This is a genomic window from Nocardioides sp. (assembly GCF_014360585.1).
Lineage (GTDB): Bacteria > Actinomycetota > Actinomycetes > Propionibacteriales > Nocardioidaceae > Nocardioides.
Genome location: NZ_JACIXG010000108.1, coordinates 1 through 15976 on the forward strand (window position 1 = coordinate 1; position 15976 = coordinate 15976).

Below are 15976 nucleotides of genomic sequence, written 5' to 3' on the forward strand. Positions count from 1 at the left end.
GAGTCTTGGGGATGGAACATGTGTTCGATGGCGACGTGGATGGTGTGTTGCCGAACCGGGGAGAAATTCGGCGGCCGCGGCCGCCGACGTAGGAATACAGTCCGCTCATGTCGAAGACGGTGGTGCGCCGCGCACTCTTCAAGTCCTTCTGGGCCGTGATCGGGCTCCTCATCGCCGTCAGCCTCTTCAAGCTGGCCTTCACCGGCTCGACGCAGAACGCCGACGGGGCACCGCTGACGCCGACCGGGCAGATTCCTCCGGAGGAGGTCGTCGCCGAGAAGGGCACGATCTCCAACTCGCTCACCGTCGACGGCACCATCGTGATCGACAAGCCGGTCTCGGCCACCAGCTCGGTCACCGGTGTGCTGGTCCACAGGTTCGCCGAGAGCGGCGCCAAGGTGGAGAAGGGCGACAAGCTCTTCCAGGTGCGCGCCGAGGAGGAGCCCGCCGAGGCGGCCGAACCCGTCGAGGAGCCTGCCGACGAGCCCGGCAGCGTGGATGATGCCCGAGGCGACGGTGATCGTGACGGCGCCCCGGCCGAGCCGTCGGCACCCAAGCCGGTCTACCACTGGTACACGGTCGTCGCTCCCGCCACCGGCATCGTCGGCAACTACGCCGTCGACATGCTCGGCGAGGTGGCCGAGGACGGGGTCGTCGTCTCGATCCGTCCCACCACGTTCCGGGCCGTCGGCGCGATCTCACCGCTGGACCGATACCGGCTGGCCGGCAACCCGGAGCAGGCGACAGTGACCATCGAGGGCGGCCCGAAGCCGTTCGCCTGCACCGATCTCAGCATCGGCGACGCGGCGACCGAGACGATCACCAGCGACGCGCCCGAGGGCGAGATGATGGAGGGGGAGCCGGGCGGCGGCGAGGGCGAGTCCGGCGCCGGCGCCCGGATCACCTGTCTGGTGCCGCGGAAGGTGACCGTCTTCGACGGTCTCACGATGTCCATGGTCATCGACGCAGGCAAGAGCGACGGGGACGTCGTCACCATCCCGGTCACCGCGGTCACCGGCCTGGTCCGTGACGGCAGCGTCTGGGTCGTCGGCGAGGACGGGACCCCGACGGAGCAGCCGGTCAAGCTCGGCGTCACCGACGGCAAGGTCGTCGAGGTAACCAGCGGGCTCGAGGCCGGCGACTCGGTGCTGCGATACGTCCCGGGCGCGAAGGACTCGCCCGAGGAGATGGCCGGCGACATGCCTGAGGGGGAGATGTGAGCTCCGAGGAGCTCCTGAGGCTCACCGGCGTGGCCCGTACGGTCGAGCTCCCCGACGGCGAGGGTCTGCCCATCCTGACCAGCGTCGACCTGCAGGTACGCCGCGGCGACCATGTCGGCATCGTGGGCCGCTCCGGCACCGGCAAGTCGACGCTGCTGAACCTGCTCGGCCTGCTGGACCGGCCGACCGGCGGGACCCTGGAGTGGGCAGGACGCAACGTCACCGACATCAGCGGTCGGCAGGCCGCCCGGATCCGCGGGCGTGACGTCGGGTTCGTCTTCCAGCAGTTCAACCTGCTGCCGGGGCGTACGGCGCTGGAGAACGTGATGGCACCGCTCCTGTACGCCTCGGGCAAGGAGTTCTGGCAGCGGCGCCGGATCGCGGCGACGATGCTCGACAAGGTCGGGCTCGGCGACCGGCTCGACGCGATGCCGCAGTTCCTCTCCGGCGGCGAGCAGCAGCGCATCGCGATTGCGCGCGCCCTGGTCCGTACGCCGACGGTGGTGCTGGCCGACGAGCCGACCGGAGCCCTCGACGTGGAGACCGGTGCGATGGTGATGAAGCTGCTCGACCAGGCGACCTACGAGTCCGGCGCGGCGCTGATCACCATCACCCACGACCAGAACGTCGCGGCTCTGGCCCGGCGGAGGTTCCGGCTCGCCGAGGGCCGGTTGCACCCGCTGACCCAGGAGGCGGTGGCGTGAGCACGGCGAGCACGGCCTTCGCGCGCCTCGCCACTGCCCTGGCCGCCTCGACCGTGGAGGCGTGGCAGGAGCTGCGCATCCACCGGCTCCGGGTGCTGTTGTCGCTGGTGGGTGTGGCGGTCGCGGTCGCCTCGATCACCGCAACCGTCGCCGCCGGCCAGATCGCGACGCAGATGTTCACCGAGTCCTACGAGGCCGAGGGGCGACCGGCGCACATCTCGGTCATGGCCTACGACGACCGCAGCGGCACGCCGCTCTCCGTCGAGCGGGTGCGGCCCGCGTTCCAGGCGGTCGCAGAGCGGTTCGGTGTCACGTACGCCTCGGCGAGGATCTCGGCGTACGACATCAAGGCGACCACCAACAGCAGCAGCAAGCGGGTCGAGCTGATGGGGGTCGACCCTGCGTACGCTGCCATCCACCGGGTCGTGGTGCCGCAGGGCCGCTGGCTCGAGGAGACGGACAAGGAGCGCCTCTCGCCGGCGCTGGTGGTCGACGAGACGTTCCTGAAGAAGCTCGGTCTGCAGAGCACGCCGTTGCCGACCTCCGTCGAGCTGAGGGGTCAGGGCATGTCGGTGACCGCCACGATCGTCGGCGTGACGAGCCTGCGCGGCTACGGCACACCGCGCGCGTTCATGCTCGCCGACTCGCTGGTGCACTGGCAGAGCGGAGCCCCCACGGACGCCAGCTATGAGATGTGGGTGCCGGTCGAGGGTGCCGACGAGCTCGCCAGCGAGATCAACCTGGCGATGCGCGCCGAGCTGCCGGGCCTTCAGGTCGACGCCCACCGCGACGACTACATGGCGTGGGGCGGGGAGGACCCGATCGGACCGATCAAGTGGGTGATCATCGGGATCGCCGGCATCATCCTGCTGCTCGGCGCCCTGAGTCTGCTCAACATCGCGCTGGTCACCATCCAGCAGCGGATCCGGGAGATCGGGATCCGGCGGAGCTTCGGCGCGACCACCGGCCGGGTGTTCTTCTCGGTGATGATGGAGAGCGTCGTGGCCACCGTGGTGGCAGGCGTGGTCGGCGTGCTCCTGGCCGTGGCGGTCGTCAAGAACCCGCTGGTGGAGAAGTACGTCCTCCAGGGCATCGACGACGTCCCGCCCTTCCCGCTCTCGGCGGCCTTCCTCGGTCTCGCCGTCGCGCTCGCCGTCGGCGCGCTCGCCGGGATCCTCCCGGCGATGATCGCGGCGCGCGTCAAGATCATCGACGCGATCCGGTTCTGAAACGATTCGGTGGTCGAGCCTGTCGAGACCTCCCGCGACTAGACGGGGGTCTCGACAAGCTCGACCACCGGCCGAGCGAGGATCACTCGCCGCGGATGAACGCCTCCAGCTGGACGCGACCCTCGGTGTCCTCGATCTGGACCGGCGGGCTCTTCATGAGGTACGCCGACGCCGGGATGATCGGGCCGCCGATGCCGCGGTCCTTGGCGATCTTGGCGGCACGGACGGCGTCGATGATGATGCCCGCGGAGTTGGGCGAGTCCCAGACCTCGAGCTTGTACTCCAGGTTGAGCGGGACGTCACCGAACGCGCGACCCTCGAGCCGGACGTACGCCCACTTGCGGTCGTCGAGCCACTGCACGTAGTCGGACGGGCCGATGTGCACGTTCCGGCTGTCGATCTTGTCGGCCAGCTCGCCGGTCAGGTTCGACGTCACGGCCTGCGTCTTGGAGACCTTCTTGGACTCCAGGCGCTCGCGCTCGAGCATGTTCTTGAAGTCCATGTTGCCGCCGACGTTGAGCTGGTACGTACGGTCCAGCGCGACGCCGCGGTCCTCGAACAGCTTGGCCATGACGCGGTGGGTGATGGTGGCACCGACCTGCGACTTGATGTCGTCACCGACGATCGGGACGCCGGCGGCCTCGAACTTCGCGGCCCACTCGGGGTCGGAGGCGATGAAGACCGGCAGCGCGTTGACGAAGGCGACGCCCGCGTCGATCGCGCACTGCGCGTAGAACTTGTCCGCCTCCTCCGAGCCGACGGGAAGGTAGGAGACGAGGACGTCGACCTCCTTCTCGCGAAGGACCGAGACGACGTCGACGGGGTCGAGGCCGGACTCGGAGATGGTCTCGCGGTAGTACTTGCCCAGGCCGTCGAGCGTGGGGCCGCGCTGCACCTCGACGCCCGTGAACGGCACGTCGGCGATCTTGATGGTGTTGTTCTCGGAGGCGTTGATCGCCTCGGAGAGATCCTTGCCGACCTTCTTGTCGTCGACGTCGAAGGCGGCGACGAACTCGACGTCAGAGACGTGGTAGTCGCCGAACACGACGTGCATCAGGCCCGGGACGCTGCCCGCCGGGTCGGCGTCCTTGTAGTACTCCACACCCTGGACCAGGGAGCTGGCGCAGTTGCCGACTCCCGCGATTGCTACACGAACCGAACCCATCGGGGCTCCTTCCAATATTCCTTGCCGTTTCATCGGCAAGGAAGTCATCACTCGTTCTCTTGGCTGCTCTGCGCTGTGCGCGAGACGTCCGCTCCGTCGCGTACGCCGTCGTCATCCCCCAGCTCCCCCCGACCCGCCGCCTGCTCATCGATCACAGGCTTCGGGTTGCGCTCGGCGTCGATCAGCGAGGAGAGCCATCGGACCTCCCGCTCGACCGACTCGACACCGTGACGCTGAAGCTCGCGGGCGTAGGAGTCGACCTCTTTCTGGGTCATGGCAAGCTCGCGTTGCACCCGATCGAGCCGCTCCTGGAGCCGGCTGCGGCGTCCTTCGAGGACGCGAAGCCTGATCTCCATGTCGGTGCGACCGAAGAACGCGAACCTTATGTCGAAGTTGTCGTCCTCCCAGGCCATCGGACCCACCTCGGACATGAGCTGGGTGAACTCCCGCTCGCCGGCAGGCGTCAGCTGGTAGACGATCCGCGGACGCCGGGTCACCGGTGTCACGCTCTGCGCCGCCTCCTCGATGAGGTGCTTGCGCAGCATCTTCTTCAAGGCCGGGTAGAGCGAGCCGTACGACAGCACTCGACCCCAGCCAAGCATCAGGTTGAGCCGCTTGCGCAGCTCGTAGCCATGCATAGGCGACTCGTGCAGCAGCCCAAGGACTGCCAACTCGATCGTCTCTGCGCGACGTGCCATACGACCTATCGTACCGATATATCCGCGACTTCCAACAGCGACCTAAGTCTTGTCTGATGACGCCGGAAGGGACCACTTCGATGCAACCGTCACCGAACTGTTGCCGTCGGGTGACTTGAGGCGCGCTGGGCGTGGATGCGCGAGCGCTAGCGTCGATTGCGTACGCTGATGGCTGCCGTTCACCGACCTGCGGAAACCACCCGGGGAGATGTTGGGCAAGCGTCGCGTCAGGTTCAAGGGGTTCCCTCGGGGGGATTCAGCGACGTCGGGGGATTGTCAGTGTCAGCCCGTCCGGTCACGTGCCGGGCAGTCACAGGAGCCGTGCAACACCCGTGAGCGACCATTCCGGCGCCTTTCCGAACGGACACAGTTCTCAAAGGCCCAGCCCTCGTAACGCCAGTCCCCGCAGACCCGATCTCGGTGGGCTGCCAGGACGACCCCAGGGCGGACCGCGCCCGCCGCAGGGTGGTCTTTCCGGTCGCCCGCCGGCTCCGCGCCGCCCGCAAGGCGCCTCGCAGGGCCCGCCTCCTGGCGGCCGCCCACGGCCCCCGGGCGCCCAGCGCCCGATGCCTCCCGGTGGTCCCCGTCCCGGTCAGCGGCCGCCCTACCCGGGGCCTCGTCGTCCCGGCGAGCCGCCGGTCGACCGGCTCGGTCAGCGGCCTGTGCGTCCCGAGCGACACGGTGACGGCGTCAAGGGTGGCAGCGGTGGCGGCAAGGGGCGAGACCCCAAGTCCGCCTTCGGCGCCGATGACTACGGCGACGGCAAGCGGGACAAGAAGGCGCTGGCGGCCCGGATCGGCAAGATCGCGGCCGTCTGCGCGCTGGTCCTTGCGCTGATCGGCAGCGCCGGGGTGATCATCTCGTACCACATGATCTCGATCCCCAGCGCCAACGCGGCGTTCCAGGCCGAGTCGAGCTTCGTCTACTACGCCGGTGGCAAGAAGGAGGTCGGCCGCTTCCAGGCGGGCGACCAGAACCGGGATGCGCTGAGCCCGGAGGAGATGCCGGCCCTCGTGAAGGACGCTGCCGTGGCCGCCGAGGACCGCAGCTTCTACGAGAACAACGGCATCGACCTCAAGGGCATCGCCCGCACGCTCTTCTCCAACGCCACCACCGGCAGCCAGGGCGGCGCCTCGACGATCACCCAGCAGTACGTCAAGAACCTCTACCTGAGCCAGGAGCGCACCTACTCCCGCAAGGTCAAAGAGGCGGTCATCTCGCTCAAGATCAGCCGGCAGAAGTCCAAGGACGAGATCCTCACCGGCTACCTCAACACCGTCTACTTCGGCCGCGGCGCCTACGGCGTCCAGGCCGCGGCGAAGACCTACTTCCGCAAGTCGGCCAAGGACCTGAACATCAAGGAGGCCGCGGCGCTGACCGCGATCCTCAACAACCCGAACGGGTTCGACCCGGAGAAGGCGGGCGCGGACGCCGGCGGCACCGAGCTGCTGGGCCGCTATCAGTACGTCCTCAACGGGATGGCCGAGCTCAAGAGCCAGGGCAAGGCGCTCAGCGACTACGACGCGGCCACCCTGGAGAAGGCGAAGGGGGCGCTGCCCAAGTTCCCCAAGCCGAAGGCCGACAGCCGCCTCGGCGGCCAGAAGGGCCACGCACTCACCCTGGTGAAGAACGAGCTGAAGTCCCTCAAGAACGAGGACGGCGAACCGCTCTTCACCGAGGAGGAGATCGACAGCAAGGGGCTGAAGGTCACCACCACGCTGAGCGCCAAGGCGATGAAGGCCGCAGAGGACGCCGTCAGGGACGTACGCCCCGAGGACAAGAAGGCCGTCAACACCAAGAACCCCAACAACGAGCTGCACGTGGGCGCCGCCACGGTCGATGTGAAGACCGGCGCGCTCAAGGGCTTCTACGGCGGTCAGGACTACCTCGAGTCCCAGATCAACTGGGCTGCCTCTGGTGGCATGGCCGGTTCGACGATGAAGCCGTTCACCCTCGCCGCAGCTCTCGAGGCCGGTTACTCCCTCAAGGACACCTGGACCGGTGAGGCGGGTCTGGAGTACGCCGGTGGCGGCACCGTTCGAAACTCCGGCCAGAGCGAATCGGACCCAGCCGGCCATAGCTACGGCGAGCACATCACCGGGATCAAGGCGATGGAGGAGTCGGTCAACACCTCCTTCGTGCAGATGTCGGCCGCGCTGCCCAACGGTAGCGAGGACGTCTACGAGATGGCGGTCAAGGCCGGTCTGCCGCCGGACGAGCAGCATGCTGCGGAAGCGCCGGCGGACTATCGCTCGATCCCGGCCTACTCGGTCGACTTCGACCCGAAGAACTACCTGCTCACGCTGGGACGGCAGGCGATCAGCCCGATCAACATGGCCAACGGTTTCGCGACGATCGCCAACGGCGGCGTACGCAACACGGTGCACGTCGTCTCGAAGGTGGTCAACGCCAAGGGTGAGGTCGTCTACGAGTGGGATCAGCGTGACGGCGAGGAGCGGGCGATGTCTGAGGACGCCGCCGACGACACCTCCTACGCGCTGCAGCGCGTCGTCGAGAGCGGCACCGGCAAGACGGCCGGTGTGATCAAGCAGCCCGCTGCCGGTAAGACCGGAACGGCGACCAACGCCGACGACGACGTCTCCTCGGCATGGTTCGCGGGCTACACCCCGCAGCTCTCGACGGCAGTGATGTATGTCCGCGGCAAGGGCTCCGGCAAGCTGGACGACTGGCTCGACTCCTACTACGGAGCCGGCTACCCGGCCGAGACCTGGGCCGCGATCATGGGCCCGCTGACCGACGACCTCGAGCTCGAGGAGTTCCCGGAGCCGGCCTGGATGGACGGTATCGCGCCCCAGGACGGCCACGAGCCTTCGCTGACCGCGACCCCGGAGCCGACCCCGACCCCCTCGGAGGACTGCTCCAAGAAGCGAGAACGCAAGGGCCTCTGCATCCCGATCGAGAAGCCTGAGGAGGACCAGAAGCCGAGCGACGAGCCCACCGAGGAGCCGGACGAGGAGCCGACCCCGGACGAGCCGGAGTCGACCGAGCCCGAGGTCCCCGATGCCAGCTGTGACTGGTTGGGCGACTGCGAGACGTCCTCGCCGCCGGCGGATGGCAATAATGGCGGTGGCAACAACGACACCGGCAATGCGGAGGGCGCTACTCAGTGACGGATGGTCCAGTGACCTCCCCAGCGGCGGAGGATGCGGTCGTCAGGACCGCCTCCACCGCGGTGGGCGGTCCTCTCGGGGGACTCGCACACGGCCGACGGCGCTGGTTCAGCGCGGTCGGCCTGCTGCTGCTCCTGACCGCGCTCACGTTCGCGATCGGGATGGTCTCCAAGCAGACCTGTTACAACGCCACCTGGACCAACGGCGAGAGCCGATACACCCACTTCTGCTACTCCGACCTGCCCTATCTCTACGTCGACCGGGGCCTGGCCGAGCACGAATGGCCGTACTCCTCCGATCCTGACGTCCGGGCGCGCTACTCGCAGGTGATGGAGTATCCGGTCGGCATCTCCTACTACGCCTGGGCGACGGCGCACGTCACCGACTGGCTGACCGACACGCCCGACGAGGACGAGCGCCATCTCGTGGAGACCTCGAGCTTCTGGGGCCTGCCCGGTATGCACCACGAGATCCGGGTCTTCATCATCGTCAACGTGATCGGCTTCGCGGTCGCGGCGCTGCTCTCGGTCTGGTTCCTGGCGCGTACGCATCGCCGACGGCCCTGGGACGCGGCCGCGTTCGCGCTCGCCCCGGTGCTGGCGGTGACCGGGATCATCAACTGGGACATGCTGGCCGTGGTCTTCGTGGCCGGTGCGCTGTGGGCGTGGTCGCGGGATCGGCCGCTGCTGACCGGCATCCTGATCGGGCTCGGCTGCGCGACCAAGCTCTACCCGCTCTTCCTGCTCGGCGGGCTGTTGATCATCTGCATCCGGCGTCGTCGCTACTACGACCTGGCGGTCGCCGTCCTGGCGACGATCCTCGCCTGGGTGCTGGCCAACCTGCCCGCGATGGCGACCGGCCTGGAGCAGTGGAAGGTCTTCTGGAGCTTCAACTCCGAGCGCGGCCCTGACCTCGGCTCGCTGTGGCTGGTGGCCCAGCAGGCCAGCGACGCCGCGATCTCGGCGCAGACGGTCAACCTCGTCTCCTGGGCCTTCTTCATCGCCTGGTGCAGCGGCGTACTGATCATCGGTCTGACCGCCCGCGAGACACCGCGGCTGGCGCAGCTCGGCTTCCTGATCGTCGCCGGGTTTCTCCTGGTCAACAAGGTGTATTCACCGCAGTACGTGCTGTGGCTGCTGCCGCTGGCCGTGCTCGCCGTGCCGCGCTGGCGTGACCAGCTCATCTGGCAGGCCGGTGAGCTCATCTACTTCGTCGCTGTCTGGTGGTATCTCGCGGACCTCCTGGCCGGCAGCGGCGGCGACCAGCCGGCGTACTGGTTCGCGATCCTTGCCCGCGTGGCTGCCGAGGTCTACCTGATCACGGTCGTCGTCCGGGAGATCTACGAGCCGTGGCGCGACCCGGTCCGGTGGACCGAGGCTCGTACGGAGAGCGAGGAGGCCCCCGCGATTCAGGAGTCCAGGATGATCTCGTCGAACGAGGTCGCGGTGTAGCGCACCCGCACCTCGAGCTCCTCGCCGACCTCGGGCACGCGCGCGCCCGAGGGAAGCATGAGCATCGACTCCTGCATGTGCGGCGGCTCGGCGAACCAGAGCGCCTTGCCGTCGAGCGTGTACGGCGAGCGCGACTGCCCCATGGCGTCGAGCCCACCGCGGGCGACCGCGAGGGCGCGGGAGCGCAGGTGGGTGTCGCCCAGCGGCGCCTCGAGCCCGATCCCGTGGGCGGTGCCGCCGGAGGCGACCACCAGGTGGCCGGCGCGCATGGCGTTGCGGCCGCGGTAGCCGTAGGAGTAGCCGCGCTCGAGCGGGTGCACGTCCTCGACGGTCGCGGTCACGGTGAGTGCGCCGCGGTCACCGAGCCACAGGCCGGTCCCGACCCGGGGACGGAAGATGACGTCGCCGTAGGAGGCACGCAGCTGGGCGAGCTCGTTGGCGCTCAGGTGGGAGACCCACACCGTGGTCGCCTCGGCGCCGACGACGGCGTCCATCTGGGCGCGTACCTCGGCCAGCGAACCGCCGTCGAGGCCGAAGTGCATCGTGACGCCCTCGAAGCGGGCCCGCTCGTGGGCGATGGCGGAGGTCGGCCACAGGTCGCCCGGCGTCATCCCGTGACGACGCATCGAGGTGACGAGCTCGAGGATGACCCGGGGGTTGGGCTGGCGCTCGAGGAGCAGCGGTAGGTCCTCGGGGCGGCTGATCGTGTGGATCACCCGGTCGGCGATCTCCGGGTTGATGTCCGGAGAGTAGGGCCGCCACGGCGTGAGGACGTAGATCGAGCCGCTGAACCGGGTCGCGACCTCCCAGACCTCGTTGTAGGTGCCGACCGCGAGGGTGTCGACACCCGTGTCGAGGTCGTTGAGCCACTCGGTCTGGTGGGCGAGCTTGCGGAGGGTGAGGCCGTAGCCGTTGCCCTTCGCGACCGGGACCAGGCCCGGGGTCGCCTCGGCGAAGGCCTGGACGTGCTTGCGCCAGCGATCGGAGTCGACGGTCAGTTTCAGCGGCATACGGTGATCAGCGCCTCTTCATGTAGACATCGAAGGCCGTGTAGATCGGCTTGTTCAGCGGCAGGTCCCACTCCCCGGCGTACTCCACCGCCTGGCCACCGGTGCCGACCTTGAACTGGATCAGCCCCACGTGGGAGTCGTCGGTGGAGAGCGTCGGAGTGATGCCGCGCAGGTCGTAGGTGGTCGCGCCGGCGGCCATGGCATCCTGGATCATCGCCCATTGAAGGGCGTTGGAGCCACGTACGTCTCGCTTCTCGGTCGAGGAGGCGCCATAGGAGTACCAGGCGTGCTGTCCGACGCGGACCAGGATCGTGGCGGCGACCAGGTCGCCCTCGTGCCGGGCCAGGAAGAGCTTGATCCGGTCCGGGTCCTCGCTCGACATCGCCCAGAACATGGTGCTGAAGTAGCTCCGCTGGCGCGGGGTGAAGTGGTCGCGCTGGGCGGTGTGGACGTAGAGATCGTGGAAGGCGCTCAGGTCGCCCTCGAAGTCGCCGCCCGCCGGATTGGTGGGGGAGGCGACGGTCACCTCGACGCCCATCTTGGCCGACTTCTTGATGTTGCGGCGCCAGAGCTGGTTCATCCCCTTGAGGACCTCGTCCTCGGTCTTCTGGGTGCCGTCCTCGTGCGCCAGCGGTATGACGAAGTTGTACTGCGGCTGCCCGGCGCCGAAGCCGTCCTCGGGGCTCTGCAGCTTCCAGCCGGCGGCCCGGAGCTGGCTGACCACACGCGCGCCGATGGCGTCGCGATGGGTCGGGGTGAGCTGGCCGAGCCGCTGGACGGTGTCGTCGGCGATGCCGTCCTTGACCTGAGCGGCGCTCCAGGTCGCGGTCGTGACCGGCGGACCGATGCGGATGCCGAAGGCGCCGTTCTTCTTCAGGTACGACGCCAGCGGCTCCAGCCACGGAGCGAGATCGCCCGACCAGTCGATGCTCGGGCCCTCGGGCAGGTAGGCGAGAGTGAAGCGCTCCAGCTTCGGGACCGGGCGGTGGAGGACCAGCGCGGCGCCGACGAGGGCGCCGCCCTGCAGGTCGTCGAACCACCCGACCGACTCCGAGCGCCACTCGGTCTTGACCCGCGCCCACGACGGGGTCTGGAGGAAGCTCACGCTGGGTTGCTTCTCGATGAAGGCGAGATGCTCCGCAGCGGTGATGGGGCGCACGGTGAGACTCACCCGCAGAAGGCTACCCGCTGCCGGTGGTCGAGCGGCCCCCGGTGGTCGAGCTTGTCGAGACCACCCCCGAGGAGGCGGTCTTCCCAGGTTCGGCCAGCGATACCTAGTGAGTCTGACGCGTATAGACGCTATTGTCGGCGGCCAGATGTATCACGGCTGGGGCATGGGCCTCCTTGGGGCCGTGACAGCAACCATGACCACCACGATGACGCGTCCGCGCGTTATCTGGCCCCCCACCGGCTCGGCGCCGATCCGGAGGCCGCCGGTCGAGGAGGGGACTGTGACACGGGTACGACGCGAGGTGGGTCATGCCGACACACCTGCGACCGTGTGGTCCCGGGCCACGGCCGACTTCGACCGCTGGCTCAGCGGTGACTCCACCGCCCTCGACGAGCTCGTCGCGACGATGACCCCGATCCTGTGGCAGATCGCGCGCTCCTACCGGCTCACTCAGGAGCAGGCCGAGGACGTCGTCCAGAACACCTGGCTCACCTTCGTACGCAAGCACTCATCGATCCTCGACACCGCGGCCGTCGGCGCCTGGCTCACTCTGACCACGCGTCGTGAGGCCTGGCGGGTCGCGAAGCGATCCGGGCGGGACGTACCTGTGGAGGACGAGGCCCTGGAGTCCCGCGCCCCGACGCAGCGCTCGGCCGAGTCCCTCGTCGTGGAGGGCGACCTCAACTCTCGCATCTGGGCGGCCGTGGAGGGCTTGCCCGAGCGATGCCGGCGGCTGGTGCGCGTGGTCGCCTTCTCTGACCGGCCCGACTACGCCGGTCTGGCCGAAGAGCTCGACATGCCCATCGGCAGCATCGGCCCCACCCGCGGCCGCTGTCTCGGGAAGCTGCGGGACTCGCTTCGGGCTCTGCTCGATGAAGGGGAGGTGTCGTGATGGGTCGCTCGGAGGAGCCCAGTCGCGAGGAGCTGTTGGGTCTGGTTCGACAGGCTTATGTTGCCGGTGATCCCGTCCCGGGAGGCCTGATCTCCCGGATGCAGGCGGCCGCTGCCGGTGCCGCCGAGGATTCTGGGCTCGGGCTCGATCTGGAGCTGATGCTCCTGGTGGAGTCCTCGGGCGCTGAGGCGGCCGGGGTTCGCTCCGCCGCCCCGCTCGAGGCCCGCTCGGCCTACACGCTGCGCTTCGCGCAGTCCGGCGTCGACGTGCTCGTCCGCGTCGCCTCCGACACCGACACCACTGCCCGCCTCGACGGCTGGGTCGTCCCGGGCACGCCCATGACCGTCCGCGCCATTCGCGCCGACTCGGTGCGTACGCCGATCGTGGCTGTCACATTGGGCGCCTCGGGGCGTTTCGAGCTCACCTCGCTCCCCGCCGGCCTCATCCGGCTCCGCTTCGAGCCTGCCGACGGCTCTGCGGCCTTTCTGACCCCCACGTTCGAGATCTGATCCAGGAGACACGATGGTCCACCGCCCCACCCGCAGAGAGCGCGAGCCCCTCCTGTCGGTCGCGTACGGCTCCACCGAGGCGCGTGTCCTCGACCCGACCAACGCGGTCGCCGTCGACGGCGTCAACGCCCGCTCGACGATCTACTCGTCGTCCGTCCTGCTGATCTCCAAGTCAGTCGACTTCGAGGACACCTTCAAGCGCATCGAGAAGGCCGCCAAGGGTCTTGGTTGGCGTGCCATCGCTGAGGACGAGCCCGAGTGTGCTGTCGGGCTTCGGTTCGGCGTACGTCGGGTGCGGCTCGGGGTGCGCCCGGGCAAGGCGGCCCAAGCCCCTGACGCTTGGACGGTTTTGCAGTACTTGCGCTCTGAAGGTGCTGAGAACGTCCGAGGAGTGAGTTTGGAGCACGTGTTGGTGCCAGCTCCCATTGCGGATCCGAAGCCACACAACCAGCCGCATCCCCATAACCAGCCTCACCCGCACAACCAGCCTCACCCGCACAATCAGCCCCATCCGCACAATCAGCCTCACCCGCATAACCAGCCTCACCCCTATGGCCAGTCCTTCGCTGACGGTTACGACCCGCTCGGAACCGGTGGCCGGAGCCCGGTTGCGTACGTCGGCGCGCGGCCGCGGAGACTCACAAGCGCAGAGATGGACGGCCGCGAGAGGCCTGTCGTGGCTGTGCTGGACACTGGCTGCGGGCCGCACCCGTGGCTGGACTTCGTTCAGCGGGATGCCCGACTGGACGGACATCCCATCGGTTGGCCGCAGTCTGTGCCGGATTCAGAGGTTGACGGAGACCAAGTTGGTGCCCTCGATGGCCTAATCGATCCGCTCGCCGGGCATGGAACGTTTATCTCCGGGCTTATTCACCAGGCATGTCCCGACGCTGAGATCCTGTCGTGGCGGATTGTTCCTCCCGAAGGGCCTATCGCCGAGACTGACTGGATCACCGCACTGGCGCAGATCGCGGAACTGGTTGACCTTTACCGCAACGGCGACCCGCGTGGCCGCCGCATCGACGTCCTCAACCTGTCGATGGGCTACTACCACGAGACTCCGTCCGACCCGTACTTCGATCCGACTCTCTATGAGGTGCTTGCAGACCTGTTGCGCAACGGGACGGTGGTCGTTTGTGCTGCGGGTAACGACGCCACGGATCGCCCGGTCTTCCCTGCAGCTTTCGCGCCATGGTCCGATGGGGAAGGCCCGATCACGCCAGAGCCCGGTGTGCTCCCGATCGTCTCGGTAGGAGCTCTCAACCCGAGCGGGCGGTCTGACGCACTCTTCAGCAATGCTGGCCCGTGGGTTCGTGCATATGAGATCGGAGCGGGCGTGGTCAGCACCTTCCCGCCGTCATTCGACGGCGGCTACCAATCTGTCATCGAGACCGAATTCGAAGGACGCGACCGTGCATCCCTCGATATCGATGACTTCACTGGTGGGTTCGGAACGTGGAGCGGCACATCCTTCGCCGCGCCGCTACTCGCTGGCCGGATCGCTCAGCGCCTGTTTGAGTCTGGTCCGGCAGCGGACGCCGCCGCAGCAACCAAGCGTGCCTGGGCGGTTCTTGAGCAACTGACCCCCCTGCGTTCGGGGCAATGAGGCGCGATGAGCAGAGCGGATCGGCTGCATCGGTCTGGGGTGGCTGCGGCTACCGCAGGCAACCTGATGGATGCCGAGCGCCTGCTCCGCGAGGCGCTCGACAGAGCCAGTGAGGACGGCGACTTGGCTCTGCTGGCGAGGGCCGAGGCGACGCTCGCATACATCGCCGCCGACCGGTCCACCTTCGATCACGCATTGGACCTGTGTCAGCGTGCCTTGCGGTTTGGTGGGCTGGATGATCAGACGCGGGGGATGCTCGCGGGCCAACAGGCCACATTGCTGAGGCGCGCAGGCCGAATCATGGAGGCGCTGACCAGTTTCAGTGAAGCCATTGAGCTTCTTGCTGGATCACCATCCGATCTTGCTCGAGCGCACCTCAACCGTGGAACGGTTCACTTGGATCGGCACGACCTCGTTGCGGCAGTGTCGGACTTCTCAGCAGCTGCGGATGGGCATCGAGTCGCTGGCGATGAAGTGTCTGCTGCTCAGGCCGATCACAATCGCGCGTACGCGATGTTCCTCTCCGGTGATCTGGTCGGCGCGCTGGCGCTGATGGAGTCGTCGTACGACCTTCAGGCCGCCGCAGGGCCGTTGGTGAAGGCGGTGTGTGATGCCGACAGGGCTGAGGTTCTGATGGCGGCTGGCTTGACGCGGCAAGGTGGGGAGATGCTGCGTCAGGCCGCCGCGGCGTACGGATCGAAGGGGCAGCGGCAGCGACAGGGCGAGGCCGAGCTGGCGCTCGCTTCGCACTTGGTCGCGACCGACCCGGTCGAAGCGCACCAGGTGGCGCGCTCGGCGCTGGGCTGGTTCGAAGAGGCCAAGGCGACGGGGTTGGCGCTTCGGGCGCGGGCGGTGGCGTTCGAGGCAGCAGTGATGGCAGGCCAGGATCCGAGCGAGGAAGGCGAGGCGCTGGCCGGTCCGCTCGAGGAGCAAGGACTGAGCTGGCCGGCACTTCGGGTGCGTATGCAGGCTCGGTTGGCGCGCATTCGTTCGGCCGAGAACGCCGGCCTGCCGACCAGACCGGCGAGCGGGAGAGTCATCGGTCCGGTCCCGCCCGAGGCCCCCATCGACATCCGCCTTCTCGAGCGGGAGCTCCGTGCGGAGCTGGCCGTCGCTGCAGGTCGGGTCGTCTCCGGACTCCGCGAGCTCCGGGCAGGCCTCGATGACTTCCACCTGTGGCAGAGCTCGTT

The 15976-nt window shown here is 68.2% G+C and carries 13 protein-coding genes; 9 read left to right on the forward strand and 4 right to left on the reverse strand.

Translation table 11 applies throughout. The features are described from left to right. Positions 1–107: 107 nt before the first annotated feature. From H5T77_RS23515 to H5T77_RS23525, 3 genes are read left to right on the forward strand one after another with little or no spacing between them, the layout of a single operon-like run. Positions 108–1220 (forward strand): permuted SH3 domain-containing protein, encoded by a 1113-nt coding sequence (locus H5T77_RS23515; protein ID WP_292653038.1) that lies wholly within the window; start codon positions 108–110, stop codon positions 1218–1220. Beyond that, positions 1217–1924 (forward strand): ABC transporter ATP-binding protein, encoded by a 708-nt coding sequence (locus H5T77_RS23520; RefSeq protein ID WP_292653039.1) that lies wholly within the window; start codon positions 1217–1219, stop codon positions 1922–1924. Before H5T77_RS23515 ends, H5T77_RS23520 begins: the two co-directional genes overlap by 4 nt. Then, the gene (locus H5T77_RS23525; RefSeq protein WP_292653040.1) at positions 1921–3153 is read left to right on the forward strand and encodes an ABC transporter permease; all 1233 of its coding nucleotides are present in this window, start codon (positions 1921–1923) and stop codon (positions 3151–3153) included. Before H5T77_RS23520 ends, H5T77_RS23525 begins: the two co-directional genes overlap by 4 nt. Before the next feature lie 82 nt (positions 3154–3235). Here H5T77_RS23525 and H5T77_RS23530 read toward each other — a convergent pair whose 3' ends face one another. Continuing rightward, the gene (locus H5T77_RS23530; protein ID WP_292653041.1) at positions 3236–4318 is read right to left on the reverse strand and encodes an inositol-3-phosphate synthase; all 1083 of its coding nucleotides are present in this window, start codon (positions 4316–4318) and stop codon (positions 3236–3238) included. 47 nt (positions 4319–4365) lie between these two features. Beyond that, a complete protein-coding gene (locus tag H5T77_RS23535) occupies positions 4366–5016 on the reverse strand; it encodes a PadR family transcriptional regulator (RefSeq protein ID WP_292653042.1) in 651 nt (216 codons plus the stop codon). 662 nt (positions 5017–5678) lie between these two features. Here H5T77_RS23535 and H5T77_RS23540 point away from each other — a divergent pair. Both H5T77_RS23540 and H5T77_RS23545 read left to right on the forward strand, forming a co-directional pair. Beyond that, positions 5679–8147 carry a transglycosylase domain-containing protein gene (locus H5T77_RS23540; RefSeq protein WP_292653043.1) on the forward strand — a complete coding sequence of 823 codons (2469 nt, stop codon included), beginning with the start codon at positions 5679–5681 and terminating at the stop codon, positions 8145–8147. Between the two features lie 11 nt (positions 8148–8158). Continuing rightward, entirely contained in the window at positions 8159–9598 is a 1440-nt protein-coding gene (locus H5T77_RS23545; protein WP_292653044.1) for a glycosyltransferase family 87 protein, read from the forward strand. Here the strand turns inward: H5T77_RS23545 and H5T77_RS23550 are convergent. Both H5T77_RS23550 and H5T77_RS23555 read right to left on the reverse strand, forming a co-directional pair. Then, positions 9556–10608, reverse strand: coding sequence for an alanine racemase (locus tag H5T77_RS23550; protein WP_292653045.1), 1053 nt, complete (start codon positions 10606–10608; stop codon positions 9556–9558). The two genes, H5T77_RS23545 and H5T77_RS23550, sit on opposite strands and share 43 nt — an antisense overlap. A 7-nt stretch (positions 10609–10615) precedes the next feature. After that, positions 10616–11779 carry a lipid II:glycine glycyltransferase FemX gene (locus H5T77_RS23555; RefSeq protein WP_292653046.1) on the reverse strand — a complete coding sequence of 388 codons (1164 nt, stop codon included), beginning with the start codon at positions 11777–11779 and terminating at the stop codon, positions 10616–10618. Positions 11780–12059: 280 nt separating this feature from the next. Between H5T77_RS23555 and H5T77_RS23560 the strand changes: the two genes are divergently transcribed. From H5T77_RS23560 to H5T77_RS23575, 4 genes are all read left to right on the forward strand, one after another. Next, positions 12060–12671 (forward strand): RNA polymerase sigma factor, encoded by a 612-nt coding sequence (locus H5T77_RS23560; RefSeq protein ID WP_292653047.1) that lies wholly within the window; start codon positions 12060–12062, stop codon positions 12669–12671. Next, a complete protein-coding gene (locus tag H5T77_RS23565) occupies positions 12671–13180 on the forward strand; it encodes a hypothetical protein (protein ID WP_292653048.1) in 510 nt (169 codons plus the stop codon). Before H5T77_RS23560 ends, H5T77_RS23565 begins: the two co-directional genes overlap by 1 nt. Positions 13181–13193: 13 nt before the next feature. Beyond that, positions 13194–14786 (forward strand): S8/S53 family peptidase, encoded by a 1593-nt coding sequence (locus tag H5T77_RS23570; protein WP_292653049.1) that lies wholly within the window; start codon positions 13194–13196, stop codon positions 14784–14786. A gap of 66 nt (positions 14787–14852) precedes the next feature. Then, positions 14853–15976, forward strand: a 1124-nt coding sequence (locus H5T77_RS23575; protein ID WP_292653050.1) for a hypothetical protein, incomplete at its 3' end; no start/stop codon positions are given.

Excerpts from the sequence above, each read along its gene's own strand:
- H5T77_RS23515 (WP_292653038.1), top strand. The coding sequence starts at position 108 with ATGTCGAAGACGGTGGTGCGCCGCGCACTCTTCAAGTCCTTCTGGGCC.
- H5T77_RS23530 (WP_292653041.1), bottom strand. The coding sequence starts at position 4,318 with ATGGGTTCGGTTCGTGTAGCAATCGCGGGAGTCGGCAACTGCGCCAGC.
- H5T77_RS23535 (WP_292653042.1), bottom strand. The coding sequence starts at position 5,016 with ATGGCACGTCGCGCAGAGACGATCGAGTTGGCAGTCCTTGGGCTGCTG.
- H5T77_RS23550 (WP_292653045.1), bottom strand. The coding sequence starts at position 10,608 with ATGCCGCTGAAACTGACCGTCGACTCCGATCGCTGGCGCAAGCACGTC.
- H5T77_RS23565 (WP_292653048.1), top strand. The coding sequence starts at position 12,671 with ATGGGTCGCTCGGAGGAGCCCAGTCGCGAGGAGCTGTTGGGTCTGGTT.
- H5T77_RS23570 (WP_292653049.1), top strand. The coding sequence starts at position 13,194 with ATGGTCCACCGCCCCACCCGCAGAGAGCGCGAGCCCCTCCTGTCGGTC.